We start from the raw sequence: 23,719 nt of genomic DNA on the forward strand, positions 1-23,719 counted from the left end.
GGGCCCCCAGGGGGAGTTGCCGACCTGCGACGATCCGGCAGACGCGGACACCGGCCCCGCACCCGCGCCCGCAGCCCGTCGGCCGCGCCCGCCCTCACCGGGCCCCGGTCCAGGCCCGGCACCCGCGCGCCCCGCACTCGGTCCGCGCCAACACCCTTGACACCACAAGCCACTTACCTCCCTACTGGACCTTACGCAGCGAACTGACAACGTTGTCGAACCGCCGGGAGGGTGCACACCCATGCAGGGCAGATCGATCCGATCCAGACACAGACTCGCCACCACGGCGGCCCTGGGGGCGGCCGCGCTGGTGCTGACGGCGGTCGGGCAAGGCGCCGCGGCCGCCCAGACGACACAGAAGCCGCGGCCGGCCAAGGAGTTCAGCTCCTCCTTCGAGGAGGGGCAGCCCGCTCCGGACTGGCTGAACACGGTCGACACCGCCCCGGACGGCAGCAAGCGGTCGAGCGGCGTCGACGGCAGCTACAGCGGCGGCATCCCGGGCAACGTCAACGGGCACGTCACGGACGTCCGTGCCAGCGACGAGAACGCGGGCGGCGGCGAGACCAAGGAGAACCTGCTCGACGGCGAGTCGACCAGCAAGTGGCTGGCGTTCACGCCGACCGCCTGGGTCGAGTACGACCTGGACGAGCCCGCCAAGGTGACCCAGTACGCGCTCACGTCCGCCAACGACCACGCCGAGCGCGACCCGAAGGACTGGACCCTGAAGGGTTCGGCCGACGGGAAGGAGTGGACGACGCTCGACTCGCGCTCCGGCGAGGCGTTCGACAAGCGGTTCCAGACGAAGACCTACAAGCTGGAGAAGCCGGCCGAATTCGCGTACTTCCGCGTCGAGTTCACGAAGAACAACGGCGCGAGCGACGCCACCCAGCTCGCCGACCTCCAGTTGTCGACCGGCGACGACCAGTCGCCCGCGCCCGAGGACATGCTGTCGCTCGTGGACCGAGGCCCGAGCGGGTCGCCGACGGCCAAGGCGGGCGCCGGCTTCACCGGCAAGCGCGCGCTGCGCTACGCCGGTACGCACAAGGGCGACGGGCGGGCGTACTCGTACAACAAGGTCTTCGACGTCGATGTGGCGGTGCAGCGGGACACCGAGCTGTCGTACAAGATCTTCCCGTCGATGGCGGACGGGGACCGGGACTACGACGCCACGAACGTCTCCGTGGATCTCGCCTTCACCGACGGCACGTATCTGAGCGATCTGAAGGCCGTCGACTCCCACGGCGGGCTGCTGACCCCCCAGGGCCAGGGTGACGCCAAGCGGCTGTACGTCAACCAGTGGAACGCGGTGAAGTCGGGCATCGGGTCGGTCGCCGCGGGCAAGACGATCGACCGGGTCCTGGTCGCGTACGACTCCGCGAAGGGGCCGGCGAAGTTCCGCGGCTGGCTCGACGACATCAGCATCGCGCAGGCCGAACGGACGCGCCCCAAGGCGCACTTGAGCGACTACGCGTCCACCACGCGCGGCACCAACTCCAGCGGCGGCTTCTCCCGCGGCAACACGTTCCCGGCGACCGCCGTCCCGCACGGCTTCAACTTCTGGACGCCGGTGACCAACGCGGGCTCGCTGAGCTGGCTGTACGACTACGCGCGCGACAACAACGCGGACAACCTGCCCACGATGGAGGCCCTGGCCGCGAGCCACGAGCCGAGCCCGTGGATGGGTGACCGGCAGACGTTCCAGATGATGCCGTCGGCCGCGGCCACGGTGGACACGTCCCGCACCGGGCGCGCGCTGCCGTTCAAGCACGAGAACGAGACGGCCAGGCCGTACTACTACGGCGTGACGTTCGAGAACGGCGTCAAGGCCGAGATGGCGCCGACCGACCACGCGGCCGCGCTGCGCTTCAGCTACCCGGGCGACAACGCGAGCGTGGTCTTCGACAACGTCTCCGAGCAGGGCAGTCTCACGCTCGACAAGGACAACGGGATCGTCACCGGCTACTCGGACGTCAAGTCCGGCCTGTCGACGGGCGCCACGCGGCTGTTCGTCTACGGCGTCTTCGACAAGCCGGTCAAGGACGCCGAATCCGCGGGCGTGAAGGGGCACTTCACCTTCGACGCGGGCAAGGACCGCACGGTCACCCTGCGGCTGGCGACCTCGCTCATCAGCATCGACCAGGCGAAGGACAACCTGCGCCAGGAGCTGCCGGAGCACCGCTCGTTCGACTCGGTGAAGAACGCGGCGCGCGCCCAGTGGGACACGCTGATGAACAAGGTGGAGGTCGAGGGCGCCACGGAGGACCAGCGCACCACGCTCTACTCCTCGCTCTACCGGCTGTACCTGTACCCCAACTCCGGTTTCGAGAAGGTCGGTTCGACGTACAAGTACGCCTCGCCGTTCTCGCCGATGCCGGGTCCGGACACCCCGACCCACACCGGCGCGAAGATCGTCGAGGGCAAGCCGTACGTCAACAACGGCTTCTGGGACACGTATCGCACGACGTGGCCCGCGTACTCGCTGCTGACGCCGAAGAAGGCCGGTGAGCTGGTCGACGGGTTCGTGCAGCAGTACAAGGACGGCGGCTGGATCTCCCGCTGGTCGTCACCGGGTTACGCGGACCTGATGACCGGCACGTCATCGGACGTGGCGTTCGCCGACGCGTACGTGAAGGGCGTCGACTTCGACGCGGAGGACGCGTACAAGGCGGCCGTGAAGAACGCGACCGTGGTGCCGCCGCAGTCGGGTGTGGGCCGCAAGGGCATGGAGACCTCGCCCTTCCTCGGCTACACGAGCACGGACACGCACGAGGGCCTGTCGTGGGCGCTGGAGGGCTACCTCAACGACTACGGCATCGCACAGATGGGCCAGGCCCTCTACAAGAAGACGGGCAAGGAGCAGTACAAGGAGGAGTCGGAGTACTTCCTCAACCGGGCCCGTGACTACGTCAACATGTTCGACGACAAGGCGGCCGGTACGGGCTTCTTCCAGGGCAAGGACGCCAAGGGCGACTGGCGGGTGAAGTCCGCGGACTTCGACCCGGCGATCTGGGGCTACGACTACACGGAGACGAACGCGTGGGGTTACGCGTTCACCGCGGTCCAGGACAGCAAGGGCCTCGCGAACCTGTACGGCGGCAAGGACGGTCTGGCGAAGAAGCTCGACACGTACTTCGCGACGCCGGAGACCGGGTCGTCGGACGTGGCCGGTTCGTACGGCGGCGTCATCCACGAGATGACGGAGGCGCGGGACGTCCGGATGGGTATGTACGGCCACTCGAACCAGGTCGCGCACCACGTCACGTACATGTACGACGCGGCCGGCCAGCCGTGGAAGACGCAGGAGAAGGTCCGCGAGGTCCTCTCCCGGCTGTACACGGGCAGCGAGATCGGGCAGGGCTACCACGGCGACGAGGACAACGGCGAGCAGTCGGCCTGGTACCTCTTCTCGTCGATGGGCTTCTACCCGCTCGTCATGGGCAGCGGTGAATACGCCATCGGCTCCCCGCAGTTCACGAAGATGACGCTGCACCTGGAGAACGGCCGCGACCTGGTCGTCAAGGCGCCGAAGAACAGCGCGAAGAACATCTACGTGCAGGGCGTGAAGGTCAACGGCAAGACCTGGTCGAAGACGTCGCTGCCGAACTCGGTCGTCGCCAAGGGCGGTGTCATCGAGTTCGCCATGGGCGACAAGCCGTCGTCGTGGGGCACCGGCAAGGACGCCGCGCCGACGTCCATCACGAAGGACGACAAGGTGCCCTCACCCCGCAAGGACGCGATCACCGGCTCGGGCCCGCTCTTCGACAACACCTCGGCCACGTCGGCGAGCGTCGAGTCGGCGGACCTGCCGGTCCCGGCGGACGGCACGAAGGCCGTGCAGTACACGCTGACGTCGGACGACAAGGCGAAGGCCCCGGCGGGCTGGAAGCTGGAGGCGTCGGCCGACGGCACGTCCTGGAAGACGGTGGACGAGCGGTCCGGCGAGTCCTTCGGCTGGAACAAGCAGACGCGGGCGTTCTCGGTCGCGTCGCCGGGCTCGTACAAGCACTACCGGCTGGTGTTCACCGGTGGGGCGGCGACGGTGGCGGAGGTGGAGCTGCTGTCGTAGCCGCCGTCTTCGGTGCGGGCCCCGTCGGGATCTTCCGGCGGGGCCTGCGCCGTTCCCGCCACGAACGCGCACCACACCACTTTGCCGGGGTCCCGCTCCCCCACGCCCCATTTGTCGGCCGGCGCCTCCACGAGGAGCAGCCCGCGCCCGTTCTCGGCGGTGCCGCTCCGCTCAGGGACGGGGACGGCATGGGGTGCCGGCCTCGGTGAAGTCGCGGGCGGCGGGCACCGATTGACGTTCACGGCGGTAGAAGCGTTCGCGGAATTCCTGGTTCATGGGCGGCAATGTCGCGGAGGGTGATTCACTCGGGACAGTCCGTGGACCCCGACAGATTTTTTGTCGGGGTAGGAGTGGGGTGAAGTGAGAGTGGGGTCGGGGAGATTGACCGTCATGAGCCCCGGGAAGCGTCCGCCGAAGAATCCGTCGGCGTTGAGGATGGTCGGTGAACTGCTCGCCCTGTTCCGCAAGGCGGCCGGATACACCCAGGCGACGCTCGGCGCCAGGCTGGTGATCGCCGAGTCGACCATTGCCGCGTACGAGCAGGGCAGACGGCCGTTGCCGGAGCGGCAGGAGATCCCGCACCGCAAGTGTCCGCCGACGCGAAGGCGGAGCCTGCGTCGAGGTGGCCGCCCACCCCACCGCCATCCACATCCGCGACTCCAAGAACACCGAAGGCCCCCACTTCACAGTCGCCCCGAGCGCCTGGGCCGCCTTCCTGGAGCTGCCCCGCGCTTAAATCCGTGGACGGGACGGCATCGCGGCGCTTAATGTCTGGGCCGAACCGTGATGCAGCCCGAGGAGGTGGGACCCATGACCGCAGTACGCACGTGGGCGCTCTCCTCATTCTCACGGGCCGGCCACTGACATAGGTCGCCGGGAGCGCCCGTACTGGGCGATTCCGAGAGGCAGAGACCTATGGACACGACAGAGATCACGCGCGTCGCCGACTGGCAGTGGCACGCGCTCGAGGACGATCAGGTGGTCGGCCGGGGCGAGACCTGGCGCAGGCACGACGGCCGGATGTTCCTGAGCATCGACTCCTGGCAGGACACGGCGTTCGACCGCCTGGCCACGGCCATGCTGGCGGAGCTGCCGAGGCCGCTGTACACGATGGTCGACGCGGCCGACCTGGCGCTGGCGTCCCGGTGGGAACAGGCGGGATTCGCGCCCGCGCGCAGCGAGCACGTGTACCGCGTGCCCACCGATCCGGCGCGCACGGGGCTAGGTACGGCACGGCCCCCACAGGACGTGACGATCCTCCCCCTCGGCGCGGCGGAGAAGGACCCGCTGCGCGAACTGGACCGTACGATCCGGGCCGAGGTCGAGGCCACCCTCGGCTGGCGGGAGATGCCGGCCGAGGTGCTGCCCCGTCTCGACGACGCCACCGTGATCGACCCGACGAAGTACGCGGTGGCCGCAGAGGGCGACCGGTACGTGGGCCTGATGCGGGTGGCGCCGGTCCCCCGGCAGCCGAGGATCGGGCTGCTCGCCGTACGGGCGGACCGGCACCGGCGCGGGATCGCGCGGGCGCTCCTGGCCGACGTACTGGGCTCGCTGCACCGGTCGGGGACCCTGCTGGCCACGGCCGAGATCGGCGCGGCCAACACGGCCGCGGCCGCGCTGTTCGACGACATCGGCGCGGAACGCGTCGGAAGCAACCTGGAGGTCGTACTTCACTGATGCCGAAGACAAACCCTGGTATCGAGATCGAGGGCACGGTCACCGAGTGCCTGCGCAACGCCACGTTCCAAGTGGAACTGACCAACGGGCACAAGGTGCTCGCCCACATCAGCGGCAAGATCCGGAAGAACTACATCAAGATCCTGCCGTTCGACCGCGTCCTGGTGGAGCTCAGCCCCTACGACCTGACGCGCGGCCGCATCCTCTACCGGTACCGCAACTGAGCTGTCCCGGCGTTCACTTCCGCCAGAACAGGTGGTGGACGACGCTGCCGCCCGGGCTCGGCACCACGTCCAGGTGGAACCGGTCGCGCAGTTCGTCCGGCGACTCCCACAGCCGCGATCCCGAGCCGAGCTTCACGCCCGGTGAGACCGCCACGTGCAGGGTGTCGACGAGGTCGGCGTCGAGGAACTCGCGGATGACGGTGGCGCCGCCGCCGAGCCGGACGTCCTCGCCGCGGGCCGCCTCACGCGCCTGAGCGAGGACGGTCGCCGGGTCGGCGTCGACGAAGTGGAACGTGGTGTCGGAGAGCGTGATCGAGGGCCGGGTGTGGTGGGTCATCACGAAGACGGGCGTCCGGAAGGGCGGCTCGTCCTCCCACCAGCCCTGCCACTCGTGATCCTCCCAAGGGCCCTTCTGCGGGCCGAACTTGCCACGGCCCATGATCTCGGCGCCGATGTTGCGAGCGTAGTCCCGGGTCAGGTAGTCGTCGAGGCCGCGACTGCCGCCCGGGTCGGTCCGCATCGGCCAGCTCGCGGTGGCCCCGCACCAGGCGAACATGGTGCCCGGATCGGCATGCCCGAAGGGCCGCTCCAGGCTCTGCCCCTCCCCCGCGCCGAAGCCGTCACCGGACACATTGAAGTTCTGAACGCGCAGCAACTGCTCGGCCATGAGTGGTGCTCCTGTCGTCGCGGGTGGCGGCTGCCTCGGTCAGACTCTGCCGGACGGAAGAACCCATCGCACCTCCACGCGCCGTGTGCCCCGTGGCATGCCGCGACACGTGATCGACGCTGGACACAGGCCACCGTCCACCCCGGCATGTGGGCCGGCCCGGACGACGACCCGCGCCACAACGACAACGCGCCGGAGGACGAACGGACCACCCCAGCCAGGTACGCCAGCCGCGTTCGACCTCGGCGAGGTGCCGGATCAGGCCGAGCAGTGACATCGACGGCGGAACAGACCGGGTGGCCAGCTGCTCGGGTTCCAGGCCCTCGCATTTCATGCGCAGGGTGATCCGATAGCTCGTCAGGAAGTCGTGCACCGAGCAGGCCGTGGTCGACACCGCGTACGCCGACCTGGAGCGCGAGCAGGCGGAGACGGACGCGGCGCCGGCGGCGTTCACGGGCCGGTGGACCTCTCGGCATCGGCAACTGCCGGTGTGGACACGAGATTCATCCGGAGCCCTCAGGGCACCTTGAACTCCATGACCATAGAGGTGGGAGCTACTAACTACCTCGCCGGCGCACTCGGTGGAGTTCGGTCTACAGCTCGCTCCAAGGAGATCGGTCAATGAACGAAGCCATCAACAAGACGTTGGCTTTCTCCGCGATCCTGGTCGCCGGAGGAGCGGTGGGATGCATTGCCGGTGTGACCACTGGTGATACGCCCCCGGTGGTGTTCGGAGCGATAGCCGTCGCATGTGGCCTGGTCCTGACCGTCTTCTCGGTGCTGGCCCGCAGAAAGACGCGCAACTAGAGCGCCGGACCCGGCTGACGACGAAAGGGGCCGCGCCCCGGGCGAACCCGGGACGCGGCCCCAACTACTGCACCCTGGCGCTTAGTTGCGGATCAGGTTGCGCAGCACGTACTGCATGATGCCGCCGTTGCGGTAGTAGTCCGCCTCGCCGGGGGTGTCGATGCGCACGACCGCGTCGAACTCCACACCGGTGTCGGTGGTGACCTTCACCGTGCGCGGCGTGGTGCCGTTGTTGAGCTCCTCGACGCCGGTGAAGGAGAAGGTCTCCTCGCCGGTCAGGCCGAGGGACTCGGCGTTCTGGCCCTCCGGGAACTGGAGCGGCAGGACGCCCATGCCGATGAGGTTCGAGCGGTGGATGCGCTCGTACGACTCGGTGATGACGGCCTTGACGCCGAGGAGCGCGGTGCCCTTGGCGGCCCAGTCGCGGGACGAGCCGGAGCCGTACTCCTTGCCGCCCAGGATGACGAGCGGGGTGCCCTGCTCGATGTAGTTGCGCGAGGCGTCGTAGATGAAGGAGACGGGGGCGTCCTCCTTCGTGAAGTCGCGGGTGTAGCCGCCCTCGGTGCCCGGCGCGAGCTGGTTGCGCAGGCGGATGTTGGCGAACGTGCCGCGGATCATGACCTCGTGGTTGCCTCGGCGCGAGCCGTAGGAGTTGAAGTCGCGGCGCTCGACGCCGTGCTCCGTGAGGTACTTGCCGGCCGGGGTGTCGGCCTTGATGGCACCGGCCGGGGAGATGTGGTCGGTGGTGACCGAGTCGCCCAGCTTCGCCAGGACGCGGGCGCCCTGGATGTCGGAGACCGGGGTGGTCTCCATCGTCATGCCCTCGAAGTACGGGGGCTTGCGGACGTAGGTGGACTCGCTGTCCCACTCGAAGGTGTTGCCGGTCGGGATCGGCAGCGCCTGCCACTGGGCGTCGCCCGCGAAGACGTCGGAGTAGGACTTGTTGAACATGTCCTCGCCGATGGCGTTCGCGACGACGTCGTTGACCTCTGCCTCGGTCGGCCAGATGTCGGCCAGGTGGACGGGCTTGCCGTCCTGGTCGACGCCGAGCGCGTCCTTGGTGATGTCGACCTTCATCGAACCGGCGAGGGCGTACGCGACGACCAGCGGCGGGGACGCCAGGTAGTTCATCTTGACGTCGGGGTTGATGCGGCCCTCGAAGTTCCGGTTGCCGGAGAGGACCGAGGTGACGGCGAGGTCGTGGTCGTTGACGGCCTTCGAGACCTCCTCGGGCAGCGGGCCCGAGTTGCCGATGCAGGTGGTGCAGCCGTAGCCGACGAGGTTGAAGCCGACCTTGTCGAGGTACGGCGTCAGACCGGCCTTGTCGAAGTAGTCGGTGACGACCTTCGAGCCCGGGGCGAGGGTGGTCTTGACCCACGGCTTGCGGGTCAGGCCCTTCTCGACGGCCTTCTTCGCGACGAGCGCGGCGGCGACCATCACGTACGGGTTCGACGTGTTGGTGCAGGAGGTGATCGCGGCGACGGTGACGGCGCCGTGGTCGAGCTCGTAGGTCGTGCCGTCGGGGGCGGTCACGGTGACCGGGTTCGACGGGACGCCGTTGGAGACGGCCGGGGCGTCGGAGGCCGGGAAGGACTCCTTGCCCGCCTCGGAGTCGTCCGAGACGTAGTTGCGCACGTCCTGGGCGAACTGCTGCGAGGCGTTGGCGAGGACGATGCGGTCCTGCGGGCGCTTCGGGCCGGCGATGGAGGGGACGACCGTGGAGAGGTCGAGCTCCAGCTTCTCGGAGAAGTCGGGCTCGGCGGCCGGGTCCAGCCAGAGGCCCTGCTCCTTGGCGTACGCCTCGACGAGCGCGACCTGCTGGGCGTCACGGCCGGTCAGGCGCAGGTAGTTCAGGGTCTCGTCGTCGATCGGGAAGATCGCGGCGGTGGAGCCGAACTCCGGCGACATGTTGCCGATGGTGGCGCGGTTGGCCAGCGAGGTGGCGGCGACGCCCTCACCGTAGAACTCGACGAACTTGCCGACGACGCCGTGCTTGCGCAGCATCTCGGTGATCGTGAGGACGAGGTCCGTGGCGGTGGTGCCCGGCTTGAGCTCACCGGTCAGCTTGAAGCCGACGACGCGCGGGATGAGCATGGAGACCGGCTGGCCGAGCATCGCGGCCTCGGCCTCGATGCCGCCGACGCCCCAGCCCAGGACGCCCAGGCCGTTGACCATCGTGGTGTGCGAGTCGGTGCCGACCAGGGTGTCGGGGTAGGCCTGGCCATTACGGACCATGACCGTACGGGCCAGGTGCTCGATGTTGACCTGGTGGACGATGCCGGTGCCCGGGGGGACGACCTTGAAGTCGTCGAAGGCGGTCTGGCCCCAGCGCAGGAACTGGTAGCGCTCCTTGTTGCGGCCGTACTCCAGCTCGACGTTCTGGCCGAAGGCGTCCTTCGTGCCGAACTTGTCGGCGATGACGGAGTGGTCGATGACCAGCTCGGCCGGGGACAGCGGGTTGACCTTCGCGGGGTCGCCGCCGAGCTCCTTGACGGCCTCACGCATGGTGGCGAGGTCGACGACACAGGGCACGCCGGTGAAGTCCTGCATGATCACGCGGGCCGGCGTGAACTGGATCTCCTGCGAGGGCTGGGCCTGGGAGTCCCAGGTGCCGAGCGCACGGATGTGGTCGGCGGTGATGTTCGCGCCGTCCTCGGTGCGGAGCAGGTTCTCCAGAAGAACCTTGAGGCTGTAGGGAAGGCGAGCAGAGCCCTCGACCTTGTCCAGCCTGAAGATCTCGTACGACTCGTCGCCCACGCGCAGCGTGCTGCGGGCGTCGAAGCTGTTCGCCGACACGACAGTCTCCTTCATATATGTGCGCGTTCCACCGCGATCCTGCCGCCACGCCACGTTGCCGATCAGCTAAGGTAAGGCTAAGTTAGGTAACCCTTACCGTCCGATGCGGCGGTGCCGTGGGGTCGCGGTGCGCCTCGGCAGATATCTCGATGTCGAGATAACTCTAGTACATCACCCGGCGGTGCCATCAAGCGGTGCCGTCCGGCCCGCTTGCCGCGCGTACCCGGGACCGACCCCTTCATCGTCGTACGGCGCCGGGGGAAGCACCAGCACTGTCCGATTCACCCCGGTCGCGGCGGAGTGGCGGACGTCCGATAGCGTCCCGCAATGGCCAGTGACCTTCGTCTCACCGTGCTCGGCAGCGCCACTCCGTACCCCGCCGCGGGCAACCCGTGCTCGGGATACCTCGTCACCGGCGGCGGCACCCGGATCTGGGTGGACGCCGGGAGCGGAACGCTCGGCGCGCTGCAGCGGCACGTGCCCCTCGGGGACATCGACGCGATCTGGGTGTCGCACCTGCACGCCGACCACTGCGCCGACCTCCTCAGCGCCTACTACGGGCTGCTGTACGCGGACGTGGACCTCGCCGCCCCGCTGCCCTTGTACGGGCCCGCGGGGATCGCGGACCGGCTCGCCGGGTTCCTCACCCACGGGGACCGGCGCAGCCCGGTCGAGAAGGCCTTCGACGTGCGGGAGCTGACGGACGGGCGGCGCGACCGGATCGGGGCGCTGGAGCTGACGTCGCGGAAGGTGGCGCACGGCATGCCCGCGTTCGCGCTGCGGGTCGAGCACGCGGGGCGCGCGCTCGTGTACTCCGGGGACAGCGCACCCTGCGCGGCTCTCACCGAACTGGCCGCCGGCTGCGGGACGCTGCTGTGCGAGGCGGACGGGGACCACGGCGAAGGGGGCGAAGGCGGCGAAGGGGTGCACCACTCCCCCGAGGAGGCCGGGGAGACCGCCGCCGCGGCGGGCGCGGGCCGGCTGATCGTGACGCACGTGGGGCGCGCCGTGTCGCCCGGGGACGCCGTGACGCGGGCGGGCTCGCGGTTCACCGGGCCCGTGGCGTACGCCGCGCCGGGGGCCGTGTTCCCCGTCGACTGATCGCGGCGGCCGGGGGTATCCGGAAAGCACCGCACGGAAGGAGCCAGACCGATGCCGCTCACATTCCGCAAGAGCTTCCGGATCCTGCCGGGAGTACGTCTCAACATCAACCGCAAGTCGTGGTCGATCACGACGGGCGGTTCGCACGGGCCCAAGCGCACGCACAGCAGCACCGGGCGCCGGACCACGTCCATGGACCTGCCGGGCCCCTTCGGCTGGCGTCGGACCCGTACGAGCAAGCGCCACTGAGTCCTCGTCAGGGCCCGTCACCCGCACGGACCCCCTCGGCATGCGTCATCTCATATCTGAGATAGCCTGCCGCTATGGCAGACGACTACCTCGTACGCATCGGCAAGCTCATCCGCGACGCCCGTCAGCACCGGGGCTGGACGCAGGCGCAGCTCGCCGAGGCGCTCGGCACCAGCCAGAGCGCCGTGAACCGCATCGAGCGCGGCAATCAAAACATCAGCCTTGAGATGATCGCCCGAATTGGCGAAGCGCTGGACAGTGAGATCGTCTCTCTGGGCTACGCGGGACCGATGCATCTGCGGGTGGTCGGCGGCCGTCGGCTGTCCGGTTCGATCGACGTGAAGACGAGCAAGAACGCGTGCGTGGCGCTGCTCTGCGCGTCCCTGCTGAACCGCGGGCGCACGGTGCTGCGCCGCGTCGCCCGGATCGAGGAGGTGTACCGCCTTCTGGAGGTGCTCAACTCCATCGGCGTGCGCACCCGCTGGATCAACGACGGGGTGGACCTGGAGATCGTGCCGCCCGCCGAGCTGGACATGGGCGCCATCGACGCGGCGGCGGCCCGCCGCACCCGCTCGATCATCATGTTCCTCGGCCCGCTGCTGCACCGCATGGACCGCTTCAAGCTGCCCTACGCGGGTGGCTGCGACCTCGGCACCCGCACGATCGAGCCGCACATGATCGCGCTGCGCCGGTTCGGCCTGGACATCACGGCGACCGAGGGCATCTACCACGCGGAGGTCGAGCGGACCGCGCCGGACCGCCCGATCGTGCTGACCGAGCGCGGCGACACCGTGACGGAGAACGCGCTGCTCGCCGCTGCCCGCCACGACGGCACCACGGTGATCCGCAACGCCTCGTCCAACTACATGGTCCAGGACCTGTGCTTCTTCCTGGAGGCCCTGGGCGTGCGGGTCGAGGGCATCGGCACGACGACCCTGACCGTGCACGGCGTGCCGCAGATCGACGTGGACGTCGACTACTCGCCGTCCGAGGACCCGGTCGAGGCGATGAGCCTGCTGGCCGCGGCGGTCGTCACCGAGTCCGAACTCACCGTGCGCCGCGTGCCGATCGAGTTCCTGGAGATCGAGCTGGCCGTGCTGGAGGAGATGGGGCTCGACCACGACCGCTCGGCCGAGTACGTCGCCGACAACGGGCGCACGCGGCTCGTGGACCTCACGGTCCGGCCCTCCAAACTGGAGGCGCCGATCGACAAGATCCACCCGATGCCGTTCCCGGGCCTGAACATCGACAACGTGCCGTTCTTCGCGGCGATCGCGGCGTCGGCCCAGGGCAAGACCCTGATCCACGACTGGGTCTACGACAACCGCGCGATCTACCTGACCGACCTCAACCGGCTCGGCGGCCGCCTCCAGCTCCTCGACCCGCACCGGGTCCTGGTGGAGGGCCCGACCCGCTGGCGGGCCGCCGAGATGATGTGCCCGCCCGCCCTGCGCCCCGCGGTCGTCGTGCTGCTGGCGATGATGGCCGCCGAGGGCACGTCGGTGCTGCGCAACGTCTATGTCATCAACCGCGGTTACGAGGACCTGGCGGAGCGGCTGAACTCCGTCGGCGCGCAGATCGAGACGTTCCGCGACATCTGAGCCGATCCGGCACCCACGTCCGTGGCGATGCGGCGGCGGACGTGGAGCCGGGCTCGGGCCCGGCGTGAGGGCGGCCTCATGAGGTGCCGCCGCGCTCCTGTCCCCCTGATCGGCGTCGGCCTGTGAGGGGCCTTCTCAGGCGCCGGGGGCGGTGGACCCGACGAACTCCCGGATCGCCGCCGCGAGGGCGCGCGGCCGGTCCAGCGGGATGAGCGTGCCGCACTCGTCCAGCTCCACCAGGCGTCCCTGCGGCAGCAGTTCGGCCAGGCGGCGGCCGTGCGCGGGCGGCATCATCCGGTCCTGCCGGCCCCACACGACGAGGGCCGGGCGGTCGTAGGCGCGCAGGCCGTCGGCCGCCTCCATCATCTCGCTGCGCACGGTCGCGCGCAGGTAGTGCCGCAGGACGGCGCGGGCCGCGGGGTCCTTGCGCAGGGGCTCGACCCAGCGGTCGGTCAGGTCGTAGGGGACGGGCCGGTGGGACATCACCGCGTACCCCGTGCCGGGCACCCGGCGCAGCGGGCGCACGGAGAGGACCTGCGCGAGGAGCGCGAGGCCGCCGGGGACCCGGGACGCCACGTCGAGGAGCTTGCCGGCCGGGCCCGGCGGATAGTTGTCGAAGGCTTCGCACCCGGCGACGACCATGCGGCCCACGCGCTCGGGCCGCTCGACGGCGAGCTGCTGGAGGCGGCCCGCGTCGTTCTCCACGAACACGGTGTCGTCGCCGAGCTTCAGGGTGTCGGCGAACTCGCCGATGAGCAGCGCCATGGTGCGGGGCGAGAGCCGGGCCCCGGGCCGCAGCGGGATGCGGTGGCTGCCGTACGGGAGGGTCGGGACGATGCAGCGCACGGACGCGCCGAGCGCGTCGACGACGTGCCGCCACACCGTGCCGTCCTGGGCGAGTCCGTGGAGCAGGACCACGGGCGTGCCGTCGCCGCCCGTGTCGTCGTACGCGAGCGGACCTACGGAGAGTTCGGCCTGTTGCGTCATGCCCGTGAGCCTAGGGCCGGTGTTCCGGCTACGGGAGGACCGCTGTGCCGTCCAGTTCGACCAGGGCCTGCTCGTCCCAGAGGCGGACCACGCCGATCACGGCCATCGCCGGGTAGTCGCGGCCCGCCAATCTCCGCCAGATGGCGCCGAGTTCGCGTGCGTGGGCGCGGTAGTCCGGTACGTCCGTGGCGTAGACCGTGACGCGTGCGAGGTCGGCCGGGGTGCCGCCCGCGTGCCGCAGGGCCGTGAGCAGGTTCGTCAGGGCGCGGGTGAACTGCTCGGGCAGCGTCTCGCCGACGATCTTGCCGTCGGTGTCCAGGGACGTCTGGCCGGCCAGCAGGACCAGGCGGCTGCCCGTGGCGACGACGGCGTGCGAGAAGCCGGTGGGCGGGGAGAGCTCGGGCGGGTTCAGCCGCTCGGGACTGCGGCGCGTGGAGCTCATCGAGTCGCCTCCTTGTACACCTCACGCGCGATGATGGTGCGTTGGACCTCGGTGGCGCCTTCGTAGATCCGAGGCGCCCGGACCTCGCGGTAGAGGTGTTCCAGGAGGTGGCCGCGGCGCAGCGCCCGGGCGCCGTGCAACTGGACTGCGGTGTCGACGACTTGCTGCGCCGTCTCCGTCGCCAGAAGCTTGGCCATCGCGGCCCGCCGGGGCACCCCGTCGGCGCCCTCGTCGTACGCCGCGGCGGCCGCGTACACCATCAGGCGGGCCGACTCGACACGCACGGCCATGTCGGCGACCTGGTGCGCGACGGCCTGGAGGTTCTTCAACGGGCCGCCGAACGCCTCCCGTTCGGCGGTGTGCGCGAGGGTCGCGTCGAGGGCCGCCTGCGCCATGCCGACGGCGAACGCGCCGACGCTGGGCCGGAACAGGTCCAGGGTGCTCATCGCGACCCGGAATCCCGCGCCGGGTTCGCCGAGCACGTCGTCCGCGCTCACCGGTACGCCGTCGAAGGCGAGGGAGCCGATGGGATGCGGGGAGAGCATGTCGAGGTGCTCGCCGGTCAGGCCGGGACGGTCGGCGGGGACCAGGAACGCGGTGACGCCGCGGGCGCCCGCGGAGGGGTCGGTGCGGGCGAAGACGGTGTAGAAGTCGGCCTCCGGCGCGTTCGAGATCCAGCACTTCTCGCCGGTCAGGCGCCAGCCGGTGCCCTCGGTACCGTCCTGGTCGGCGCGCAGCGCGAGGGCCGCCGCGTCGGAGCCCGCGCCCGGCTCGCTCAGCGCGAACGCGGCGACGGCGCGGCCCGCGCCCACCTCGGGCAGCCAGCGCTCGCGCTGCTCCTCGGTGCCGTACGCGTGGACGGGGTGCGCGCCGAGGCCCTGCAGTGCGAGCGCCGTCTCGGCCTCGGTGCAGACGCGGGCGAGGGACTCGCGCATCAGGCACAGGTCGAGCGCGCCCGAGGTGAACAGGCGCTCCAGCAGGCCGAGTCGGCCGAGTTCGGCGACGAGCTCCCGGTTGACGCGGCCCGTCTCGCCCTTCTCGGCGAGGGGCACGAGGCGTTGCTCCGCGTGTTCGCGCAGTGCGGTACACCAGGCGAGTTGGTCGGGTGGGAGCGAGAATGTGCCCATACGCCGGTGCTCCTCTCACGACGGCGGCCGGCCGGCCCCTCGACTCCCTCCACCGTATCGCGCCCCATTGACTGTCGTCACCACAACGATACGCTCGATGCGCGACCACGCCACGGCAAGGGGGCACCCGGATGACCCTGCACCCGTCCGCCCACACCGACACGTTCGCGCGCGACCATCTGCCGCCCGCCGAGCGGTGGCCCCGGCTCGCCTTCGACCTTCCCGGGCTGCGGTATCCGGAGCGGATCAACTGCGGCGCCGAGCTGCTCGACGCGACCGTGCGGCGCTTCGGCGCGGACCGGCCCGCCTTCCTCTCCCCCGGTCGACCCACGTGGTCGTACGGCACGCTGAAGGCGACCGTCGACCGGATCGCCCACGTGCTGACCGAGGACCTCGGGGTCGTGCCGGGCAACCGGGTGCTGCTGCGCGGCCCCACCACCCCTTGTCTGGCGGCCTGTTGGCTCGCGGTGATGAAGGCGGGCGCCGTCGCCGTCACCGTGCTCGCGGGGCAGCGGCCGGCCGAGCTGGCCACGATGTGCGAGATCGCGCGGGTGCGGCACGCGCTGTGCGACGTGCGGTCGCTCGACGATCTGGCCAAGGCGGACGTGCCGGAGCTGCGGATCACCCCGTTCGGCGGCGACGGCCCCGACGATCTGCTGCGCCGGGCCGCCTCGAAACCGGCCGCCTACGACGCCGTGCCGACCGCCGCCGACGACGTCGCCCTGATCGCCTTCACCTCGGGGACGACGGCGCGGCCCAAGGGCTGCATGCACTTCCACCGGGACGTGCTGGCGATCGCCGACACGTTCGCGCGGCACGTCCTGAAGGCGGCGCCGGACGACGTGTTCGCGGGCAGTCCGCCGCTGGGCTTCACGTTCGGGCTCGGCGGGCTCGTGATCTTCCCCCTGCGCGCCGGGGCCTCGGCGCTCCTGCTCGAACAGGCGGGCCCGCGGCAGCTGTTGCCCGCGATCGCCGAGCACCGGGTGTCGGTGCTGTTCACGGCGCCGACCGCTTACCGGGCGATGCTCGCGGACCCGTCCTGGGACACGTACGACGTGACGCGCCTGCGCCGCTGTGTCTCCGCCGGGGAGAACCTGCCCGCCGCCACCTGGCACGCCTGGCACGAGGCGACCGGGCTGCGCATCATCAACGGCATCGGCGCCACCGAGCTGCTGCACATCTTCATCTCCGCCGCCGACGACGCGATCCGGCCGGGCACCACCGGGCTGCCGGTGCCCGGCTGGCAGGCCCGCGTCATCGACGCCGACGGAGCCGAACTCCCGGACGGGGAACCGGGGTTCCTCGCCGTGCGCGGCCCTGTCGGCTGCCGCTACCTCGCCGACGAGCGGCAGACCACGTACGTCCGCCACGGCTGGAACGTCACCGGGGACACCTACGTCCGCGAGCCCGACGGCTACTTCCGGTACGTCGCCCGCGCCGACGACATGATCATTTCCGCCGGGTACAACATCGCGGGCCCCGAGGTGGAGGACGCGCTGCTGCGGCACCCCGACGTGGCGGAGGCGGCGGTCGTCGGCCTCCCCGACGAGGCGCGCGGCCAGGTCGCGGTCGCGTACGTGGTGGCGCGGGCCGGAGCGGTGCGGGACCCGGACGCGCTGCGGGAGTTCGTGAAGGCGGAGCTGGTGCCGTACAAGTGCCCGCGCGAGATCGTGTTCCTGGACGCGCTGCCGCGGACCGCCACCGGAAAGCTCCAGCGGTTCCGGCTGCGCGAGCCCGGAACCGTACAGTGATCACGTGTCCGAGCAGCAGACCTCGCCCACCGGCCAGGCCCACACCCCGCGCTCCCTCATCGTCACGCTGTACGGCGCCTACGGGCGCGGTTTCCCGGGCCCCGTCCCGGTCGCCGAGCTGATCCGGCTGCTCGGCGCGGCCGGGGTCGACGCGCCGTCGGTGCGCTCGGCGGTGTCGCGGCTGAAGCGGCGCGGGCTGCTGCTGCCCGCGCGCAGCGCCTCGGGAGCCGCCGGGTACGCGCTGTCGGACGACGCGCGTCAGCTCCTCGACGACGGCGACCGGCGCGTCTACGGGACCTTCGAGGAGGCGGCGCCCGCCGACGGCTGGGTGCTCGCGGTGTTCTCGGTGCCCGAGGCGCAGCGGGCCAAGCGGCACGTGCTGCGCTCCACGCTCGCCGGTCTCGGCTTCGGCACCGCCGCGCCCGGGGTGTGGCTCGCGCCCGCGGGGCTGTACGAGGAGACGCGGCACACGCTGGAGCGGATCGGCTGCGCCGGGTACGTCGACCTGTTCCGCGGCGAGCACCTGGGCTTCGCGGCGACGGCCGACGCGGTGGCCCGCTGGTGGGATCTGCCGGTGCTGGCCGGGCTGCACGAGGCGTTCCTCGACGAGCACGCGCCGGTGCTGCGGTCCTGGGAGGGCCGGACCGACACCCCGCCCCAGGAGGCCTACCGGGACTACCTCCTCGCCCTGGACTCGTGGCGGCACCTGCCCTACGCGGATCCGGGACTTCCGGCCCGGCTGCTGCCGGAGGACTGGCCGGGACTGCGGTCGGCGCGGGTGTTCCGGGCGCTGCACGAGCGGCTGCACAAGGCCGGGGCCGGGTTCGTCGACGCCGCCTGACGGAGGAACGGTGCGCGAAGCATCCGGCCGGGGTGATCCCCGCCACATGAAAGGGTGCTAAGGGAACCCTCAGGTTTCTCCGTCCCTCTTCTCAGAATGCGCGCTTAGCGTCGGGACGCATGAGCCTGAAGCGCAATCTGAACCGGGCCCTGTCCGCGGCCACGGGACTCGAGGTCCGCCGCGCCGGGAGCGCACCACATGGGACGCCTCCACCGGCCACGACCCCGAAACCCGTGAGGCGGCCGGCTCCCGAGTACCGATGTACCGACGACCTCGCGACCGACCGGCTGCTGCGACGGCCGGTCTTCATCATGTCGCCGGTGCGCTCGGGCTCGACCCTGCTGCGGATGCTGCTCGACGCCCACCCGCGTCTGCACGCCCCGCACGAGCTGCACATCCGGCGTCTGGAGGTCGGCTACGGCAGCAAGCTGTCGCAGCGGGCCATGGACGCCCTGGACCTGAGCCGCGGCGACCTGGAGCACCTGCTGTGGGACCGCGTCCTGCACCGTGAACTCACCCGGTCCGGCAAGGACTTCCTCGTCGAGAAGACGCCCAGCAACGCCTTCGTCCACCGGCGCATCCGCGACTGCTGGCCCGACGCCCGCTTCGTGTTCCTGCTGCGCCACCCCGTCTCCATCGCCCGGTCCTGGCACGAGGGCGACCCGGAGAAGCGGACCTACGAGGAGGCGTGCGCCGACGCGCTGCGCTACATGACGGCCGTCGACCACGCCCGCAAGGGCCTCACCGGCGGGCACACCGTGCGCTACGAGGAGCTCACCGAGACCCCCGAGAAGAAGCTGCGCGGACTGTGCGACTTCCTCGGCGTGGACTTCGAGCCGTCGATGCTGGAGTACGGCGAGCGCGACGACACGCAGATCCAGAAGGGGCTCGGCGACTGGCGCGACAAGATCCGCACCGGCCGCGTGCAGCAGGGCCGGGAGCTGCCGGAGGACGACGAGATCCCCGAGATCCTGCGCCCCATGTGCACGGCCTGGGGGTACCTCAAGTGAAGCCCCATGCCGAGGTCGAGCAGGTGTGGCCGCGGGACGGGCGCATCAGGGTCGTCGGCCGCCTGTACGGCCTGGCCGCGGGGGCCGGCGACGGGTGGCGGCTGCTGCTGACCCGCCGCTCGCGCACCGACCACGTCCTGCGGTACGGCTCCGCTCTGGACGGCGACCGCTTCGCGTGCGAGTGGGCGGTGTCCGACCTGGCCGCGTACGACGGCTTCTCCGGCGCCGACCAGTGGGATCTGCATCTCACGGACGGCGGCCTGAAGCTGCGCGTCGGCCGCAAGCTCGACGACATCCGCGGCAAGAAGGCCGTCCTGGTCTACCCGCGGCAGGCGGTGCCGGGCGCGGGCTTCGGCGTACGGCCGTACTTCACGGTCGAGGACAACCTGTCGCTGGAGTGCCGCTCATGACCGCCGCGAAGCCCACCGGGGCCCTGCGGGTCCGCTATCTGCTGCTGCACGCCTTCGGCCGCGGCGGCACCATCCGTACCGTCTTCAACCAGGCCAACTCCCTGGTGGCGGCGGGCTGGGACGTGGAGATCGTCAGCGCGGTGCGGCGCCGGGACGCCGTGCAGTTCCCGCTGGACGAGCGCGTGCCCGTGACGACGGTCGTGGATCTGCGCGAGGAGCCGGTGCGGGCCGAGGAGCGCGGGCTGTCCGGCTGGTGGCGGGCGCGCCGGCGGGACCGGCAGGCCGGCCGGCCGGCGCGGGAGGTGCCCAGCGGCGAGTTCGGCTACCGGTACTTCGACCGGCGTCTGGAGCTGGCGCTCGGCGCCTATCTGCGCTCGCTCACCGACGGGGTGCTCGTCACGACCCGCCCCGCCCTGAACTTTCTGGCCGCCGCGCACGCCACGAACGGCGTCGTACGGGTCGCGCAGGAGCACATGAACCACGGCACGCACCGGCCCGACGTGCAGCGGCGGATCGTCGAGACGTACGAACGCTTCGACGCGGTCGCGGTGCTGACGGAACGGGACCGCGGCGAGTACGCGCGGCTGCTGCCCGGCACGCGCGTCGTGCGCATCCCGAACGCCGTGCACTCGCTGGACCAGACCCTCGCGGACCACGGCGCGAGGATCGCGGTCGCGGCCGGCCGGCTCTTCCCGCAGAAGGGCTTCGACCTGCTGATCCCGGCCTGGGCCAAGCTCGTCGGCACGTATCCCGACTGGCAGCTGCGGATCTACGGCAGCGGCGAGAAGAAGGCGCAGTTGCGGGCCCTCATCGAGGAGCACCACCTCTACAACCACGTGTTCCTGATGGGACACACCGACCGGCTCGACGACGAACTCGCCAAGTCTTCGCTTTACGTGCTGAGTTCACGCTTCGAAGGGCTGCCGATGGTGATGATCGAGGCGATGAGCCACGCGCTCCCGGTGGTCTCCTTCGACTGCCCGACGGGCCCCGCCGACGTGCTGACGCACGGCGTGGACGGGCTGCTCGTGCCGGAGCAGGACCCCGACGCCCTCGCCGACGCGCTCGGCCGCCTGATGGGCGACCGCGATCTGCGGGCGGAGATGGGCACGGCGGCGCTCCTGACGGCCGCGGCCTACGGACCCGACGCGGTGCACCCGCGCTGGGAGGCCCTCTTCACCGAACTGACCACTCCCGATGGCAAGCGGCCCGCGAGCGGCGCCGCGGAAGGACAGCACGTATGACAACGGCCACGACGGCCCGGCCCTCTCGGGACCGGGCCAAGGGAGCCACGATCTGGCTGACGGGGCTGCCCAGTTCGGGCAAGACGACGGTGGCGCGCGCCCTCGCCGGGCGGCTGCGCACGGAGGGCCACCGCGTCGAGGTGCTGGACGGCGACGAGATCCGCCGCTTCCTGTCGGCGGGCCTCGGCTTCAGCCGGGAGGACCGCAACACGAACGTGCAGCGCATCGGTCTGGTCGCCGAAGTCCTCGCGCGCAACGGCGTGTTCGCCGTCGTGCCCGTGATCGCCCCGTACGCGGACAGCCGCGAGGCGGTGCGCAAGCGGCACGAGTCGAGCGACACCACGTACCTGGAGATCCATGTCGCGACGCCGCTGGAGGTGTGCAGCGAGCGCGACGTGAAGGGCCTGTACGCCCGTCAGGCGGCGGGCGCGCTGAAGGGGCTGACCGGTGTGGACGACCCGTACGAGCCGCCGGTCTCCCCCGATCTGTCCCTGGAGACGCAGGCCCGGACGCCGCGGGAGTCGGCGGACTCGGTGCACGCGGTCCTCGTGGCGAAGGGACTGGTATGAGCGCCACCGCTGCTGCCGACAGCCCTTACGCGCTGAGCCACTTGGACGCTCTGGAGTCCGAGGCGGTGCACATCTTCCGTGAGGTGGCGGGCGAGTTCGAGCGGCCGGTGATTCTGTTCTCCGGCGGCAAGGACTCGATCGTCATGCTGCACCTGGCGCTGAAGGCGTTCGCGCCCGCGCCGGTGCCGTTCCCGCTGCTGCACGTGGACACCGGGCACAACTTCCCCGAAGTCATCGCGTACCGCGACCGTGTGGTCGACGCGCATGGGCTCAGGCTCCATGTGGCGTCCGTGCAGGACTACATAGACAGGGGTGTGCTGCGCGAACGCCCGGACGGGACACGCAATCCGCTGCAGACCGTGCCGCTGACGGAGAAGATCCGGTCGGAGCGGTTCGACGCGGTGTTCGGCGGCGGGCGCCGCGACGAGGAGAAGGCCCGCGCGAAGGAGCGGGTGTTCTCGCTGCGCGACGAGTTCTCGCAGTGGGATCCGCGCCGTCAGCGCCCCGAGCTGTGGCAGCTCTACAACGGCCGCCACGCGCCCGGCGAGCACGTCCGGGTCTTCCCGCTCTCGAACTGGACCGAGCTGGACGTGTGGCAGTACATCGCCCGCGAACGCATCGAGCTGCCGTCGATCTACTTCGCGCACCGGCGCGAGGTGTTCGGCCGCGGCGGCATGTGGCTGACGGCGGGTGACTGGGGCGGCCCCAAGGAGGGCGAGACCCCCGAGAAGCGCCAGGTCCGCTACCGCACCGTCGGCGACATGTCCTGCACCGGCGCCGTCGACTCCACCGCCGAGACGCTGGAGCAGGTCATCGCCGAGATCGCCGCGTCCCGCCTCACCGAGCGGGGTGCCACCCGCGCCGACGACAAGATGTCCGAGGCCGCGATGGAAGACCGCAAGCGCGAAGGGTACTTCTAGCCATGACCACCTCCCCCCTCGCCGAGGTCGGCACACTGCGGCTCGCCACGGCCGGCTCCGTCGACGACGGCAAGTCCACGCTCGTCGGGCGTCTGCTGCACGACTCCAAGTCGGTCCTCGCCGACCAGCTGGAGTCGATCTCCCGCACCGGCACCCCGGATCTGGCCCTCCTCACGGACGGCCTGCGTGCCGAGCGCGAGCAGGGCATCACCATCGACGTCGCCTACCGCTATTTCGCCACGCCCCGGCGTCGCTTCATCCTCGCGGACACGCCCGGGCATGTGCAGTACACCCGGAACATGGTCACGGGCGCCTCGACGGCCGAGCTGACGATCATCCTCGTGGACGCGCGGGGCGGTGTCGTCGAGCAGACCCGCAGGCACGCCGCCATCGCCGCTCTGCTGCGCGTCCCGCACGTCGTCCTCGCCGTGAACAAGATGGATCTCGTCGGCTACGAGGAGGCCGCTTTCGCGGCGATCGCGGCGGACTTCCGCACGCTGGCCGCGGAGTTGGGCGTCCCGCAGGTCACCGCGATCCCGATCTCCGCGCTCGCCGGCGACAACGTCGTCGACCCGTCCGCGCACATGGACTGGTACGGCGGCCCCACGGTCCTCGACCATCTGGAGACGGTGCCGGTCGCGGCCGCGTCACCCGGAGCGCCCGCCCGCTTCCCGGTCCAGTACGTCATCCGGCACGGCGAATCCCGCTACTACGCGGGCCAGTTGGTGTCCGGGACGCTGCGCGTGGGCGATGCCGTGGCCGTGCACCCGTCGGGGCGTACGTCGACGATCGCGGCCCTCGACGTGCTGGGCTCGGCCGTGGACGTGGCGCACGCCGGGGCGTCCCTGACCGTGCGGCTCGCCGATGAGCTGGACGTGGCGCGGGGTGATGTGATCGCGCCGCGCGCGCAGGCGCCGACCGTGACGCAGGACGTGCGCGGGGCCGCGTGCCATCTGGCCGATCAGCCGCTGACCGTCGGACAGCGGGTGCTGGTGCGGCACACCACGCGCACGGTGCGGGCCGTGGTCAAGTCGCTCGGTGACGAGCGGCAGTTGACGGCGAACGACCTCGGGCAGGTCGTCCTGCGCACGGCCGCGCCGCTGGCGCTGGACGCGTATGCGGAGGTCCGGCGCACCGGGGCGTTCCTGATCGTCGACCCGGCGGACGGCACGACGCTGACGGCAGGGATGGCCGGACCGGCCGGAACGGCCCGCTGAGCCCGTCCGC

General features: G+C 70.9%; 20 protein-coding genes and 3 pseudogenes. 17 read left to right on the plus strand and 6 right to left on the minus strand.

The window, feature by feature from the left end; translation table 11 throughout:
* Positions 1 to 241: 241 nt before the first annotated feature.
* The 5 genes and pseudogenes from ACQUQD_RS09990 to infA all read left to right on the plus strand — a co-directional run bounded on the left by ACQUQD_RS09990 (position 242) and on the right by infA (position 5,970).
* Positions 242 to 4,066: a GH92 family glycosyl hydrolase gene (locus ACQUQD_RS09990; RefSeq protein WP_428951685.1), complete on the plus strand. Its 3,825-nt coding sequence runs from the start codon at positions 242 to 244 to the stop codon at positions 4,064 to 4,066.
* 435 nt (positions 4,067 to 4,501) lie between these two features.
* Positions 4,502 to 4,627: pseudogene (locus ACQUQD_RS09995) on the plus strand (helix-turn-helix domain-containing protein); the annotation flags it as partial.
* A gap of 34 nt (positions 4,628 to 4,661) precedes the next feature.
* A pseudogene (locus tag ACQUQD_RS10000) lies at positions 4,662 to 4,802 on the plus strand (DUF397 domain-containing protein); the annotation flags it as partial.
* A gap of 179 nt (positions 4,803 to 4,981) precedes the next feature.
* Positions 4,982 to 5,746 carry a GNAT family N-acetyltransferase gene (locus ACQUQD_RS10005; protein WP_428951686.1) on the plus strand — a complete coding sequence of 255 codons (765 nt, stop codon included), beginning with the start codon at positions 4,982 to 4,984 and terminating at the stop codon, positions 5,744 to 5,746.
* Positions 5,746 to 5,970: a translation initiation factor IF-1 gene (gene infA / locus ACQUQD_RS10010; protein WP_365569308.1), complete on the plus strand. Its 225-nt coding sequence runs from the start codon at positions 5,746 to 5,748 to the stop codon at positions 5,968 to 5,970. The genes ACQUQD_RS10005 and infA overlap by 1 nt, the downstream gene beginning before the upstream one ends.
* A 13-nt stretch (positions 5,971 to 5,983) precedes the next feature.
* Here infA and ACQUQD_RS10015 read toward each other — a convergent pair whose 3' ends face one another.
* Both ACQUQD_RS10015 and ACQUQD_RS10020 read right to left on the minus strand, forming a co-directional pair.
* A complete protein-coding gene (locus tag ACQUQD_RS10015) occupies positions 5,984 to 6,637 on the minus strand; it encodes a dihydrofolate reductase family protein (protein ID WP_428951687.1) in 654 nt (217 codons plus the stop codon).
* A gap of 214 nt (positions 6,638 to 6,851) precedes the next feature.
* A pseudogene (locus ACQUQD_RS10020) lies at positions 6,852 to 7,013 on the minus strand (DUF664 domain-containing protein); the annotation flags it as partial.
* 245 nt (positions 7,014 to 7,258) lie between these two features.
* Here ACQUQD_RS10020 and ACQUQD_RS10025 point away from each other — a divergent pair.
* Positions 7,259 to 7,444, plus strand: coding sequence for a hypothetical protein (locus ACQUQD_RS10025; RefSeq protein WP_428951688.1), 186 nt, complete (start codon positions 7,259 to 7,261; stop codon positions 7,442 to 7,444).
* 81 nt (positions 7,445 to 7,525) lie between these two features.
* On the opposite strand, the gene acnA is transcribed toward ACQUQD_RS10025, so the two are convergent.
* Complete coding sequence (gene acnA, locus ACQUQD_RS10030; RefSeq protein WP_428951689.1) at positions 7,526 to 10,240, minus strand: aconitate hydratase AcnA; 2,715 nt, start codon at positions 10,238 to 10,240, stop codon at positions 7,526 to 7,528.
* Positions 10,241 to 10,567: 327 nt separating this feature from the next.
* On the opposite strand from acnA, the gene ACQUQD_RS10035 reads away from it, so the two are divergent.
* The 3 genes from ACQUQD_RS10035 (at position 10,568) to ACQUQD_RS10045 (ending at position 13,191) form a co-directional block, all read left to right on the plus strand.
* Entirely contained in the window at positions 10,568 to 11,341 is a 774-nt protein-coding gene (locus tag ACQUQD_RS10035) for an MBL fold metallo-hydrolase (protein WP_428951690.1), read from the plus strand.
* A gap of 51 nt (positions 11,342 to 11,392) precedes the next feature.
* Positions 11,393 to 11,590 (plus strand): DUF4236 domain-containing protein, encoded by a 198-nt coding sequence (locus tag ACQUQD_RS10040; RefSeq protein ID WP_428951691.1) that lies wholly within the window; start codon positions 11,393 to 11,395, stop codon positions 11,588 to 11,590.
* A 74-nt stretch (positions 11,591 to 11,664) separates the two neighbouring features.
* Entirely contained in the window at positions 11,665 to 13,191 is a 1,527-nt protein-coding gene (locus tag ACQUQD_RS10045; RefSeq protein WP_428951692.1) for a helix-turn-helix domain-containing protein, read from the plus strand.
* A gap of 135 nt (positions 13,192 to 13,326) precedes the next feature.
* On the opposite strand, the gene ACQUQD_RS10050 is transcribed toward ACQUQD_RS10045, so the two are convergent.
* The 3 genes from ACQUQD_RS10050 to ACQUQD_RS10060 are packed head-to-tail and all read right to left on the minus strand — an operon-like array spanning position 13,327 to position 15,747.
* On the minus strand, positions 13,327 to 14,178 hold the full coding sequence (locus ACQUQD_RS10050; RefSeq protein ID WP_428951693.1) for an alpha/beta fold hydrolase: 852 nt from the start codon (positions 14,176 to 14,178) through the stop codon (positions 13,327 to 13,329).
* A 28-nt stretch (positions 14,179 to 14,206) separates the two neighbouring features.
* Positions 14,207 to 14,620 (minus strand): RidA family protein, encoded by a 414-nt coding sequence (locus ACQUQD_RS10055; RefSeq protein ID WP_428951694.1) that lies wholly within the window; start codon positions 14,618 to 14,620, stop codon positions 14,207 to 14,209.
* On the minus strand, positions 14,617 to 15,747 hold the full coding sequence (locus ACQUQD_RS10060) for an acyl-CoA dehydrogenase family protein (protein ID WP_428951695.1): 1,131 nt from the start codon (positions 15,745 to 15,747) through the stop codon (positions 14,617 to 14,619). The genes ACQUQD_RS10055 and ACQUQD_RS10060 overlap by 4 nt, the downstream gene beginning before the upstream one ends.
* Before the next feature lie 131 nt (positions 15,748 to 15,878).
* Between ACQUQD_RS10060 and ACQUQD_RS10065 the strand changes: the two genes are divergently transcribed.
* The 8 genes from ACQUQD_RS10065 (at position 15,879) to ACQUQD_RS10100 (ending at position 23,709) form a co-directional block, all read left to right on the plus strand.
* Complete coding sequence (locus tag ACQUQD_RS10065) at positions 15,879 to 17,498, plus strand: AMP-binding protein (protein WP_428951696.1); 1,620 nt, start codon at positions 15,879 to 15,881, stop codon at positions 17,496 to 17,498.
* 4 nt (positions 17,499 to 17,502) lie between these two features.
* Complete coding sequence (locus ACQUQD_RS10070; protein ID WP_428951697.1) at positions 17,503 to 18,339, plus strand: PaaX family transcriptional regulator; 837 nt, start codon at positions 17,503 to 17,505, stop codon at positions 18,337 to 18,339.
* A gap of 119 nt (positions 18,340 to 18,458) precedes the next feature.
* On the plus strand, positions 18,459 to 19,349 hold the full coding sequence (locus tag ACQUQD_RS10075) for a sulfotransferase family protein (RefSeq protein ID WP_428951698.1): 891 nt from the start codon (positions 18,459 to 18,461) through the stop codon (positions 19,347 to 19,349).
* Complete coding sequence (locus ACQUQD_RS10080) at positions 19,346 to 19,759, plus strand: hypothetical protein (protein ID WP_428951699.1); 414 nt, start codon at positions 19,346 to 19,348, stop codon at positions 19,757 to 19,759. Before ACQUQD_RS10075 ends, ACQUQD_RS10080 begins: the two co-directional genes overlap by 4 nt.
* Positions 19,756 to 21,003 carry a glycosyltransferase family 4 protein gene (locus ACQUQD_RS10085; RefSeq protein ID WP_428951700.1) on the plus strand — a complete coding sequence of 416 codons (1,248 nt, stop codon included), beginning with the start codon at positions 19,756 to 19,758 and terminating at the stop codon, positions 21,001 to 21,003. The genes ACQUQD_RS10080 and ACQUQD_RS10085 overlap by 4 nt, the downstream gene beginning before the upstream one ends.
* Positions 21,000 to 21,572 carry an adenylyl-sulfate kinase gene (gene cysC, locus ACQUQD_RS10090; protein WP_428951701.1) on the plus strand — a complete coding sequence of 191 codons (573 nt, stop codon included), beginning with the start codon at positions 21,000 to 21,002 and terminating at the stop codon, positions 21,570 to 21,572. Before ACQUQD_RS10085 ends, cysC begins: the two co-directional genes overlap by 4 nt.
* Positions 21,569 to 22,492 carry a sulfate adenylyltransferase subunit CysD gene (cysD, locus tag ACQUQD_RS10095; protein ID WP_428951702.1) on the plus strand — a complete coding sequence of 308 codons (924 nt, stop codon included), beginning with the start codon at positions 21,569 to 21,571 and terminating at the stop codon, positions 22,490 to 22,492. The genes cysC and cysD overlap by 4 nt, the downstream gene beginning before the upstream one ends.
* 2 nt (positions 22,493 to 22,494) lie before the next feature.
* Complete coding sequence (locus ACQUQD_RS10100; RefSeq protein WP_428951703.1) at positions 22,495 to 23,709, plus strand: sulfate adenylyltransferase subunit 1; 1,215 nt, start codon at positions 22,495 to 22,497, stop codon at positions 23,707 to 23,709.
* Positions 23,710 to 23,719: the final 10 nt, after the last annotated feature.

Origin of the sequence: Streptomyces sp. cg35, assembly GCF_050410835.1 — a bacterium.
Taxonomy (GTDB): domain Bacteria; phylum Actinomycetota; class Actinomycetes; order Streptomycetales; family Streptomycetaceae; genus Streptomyces.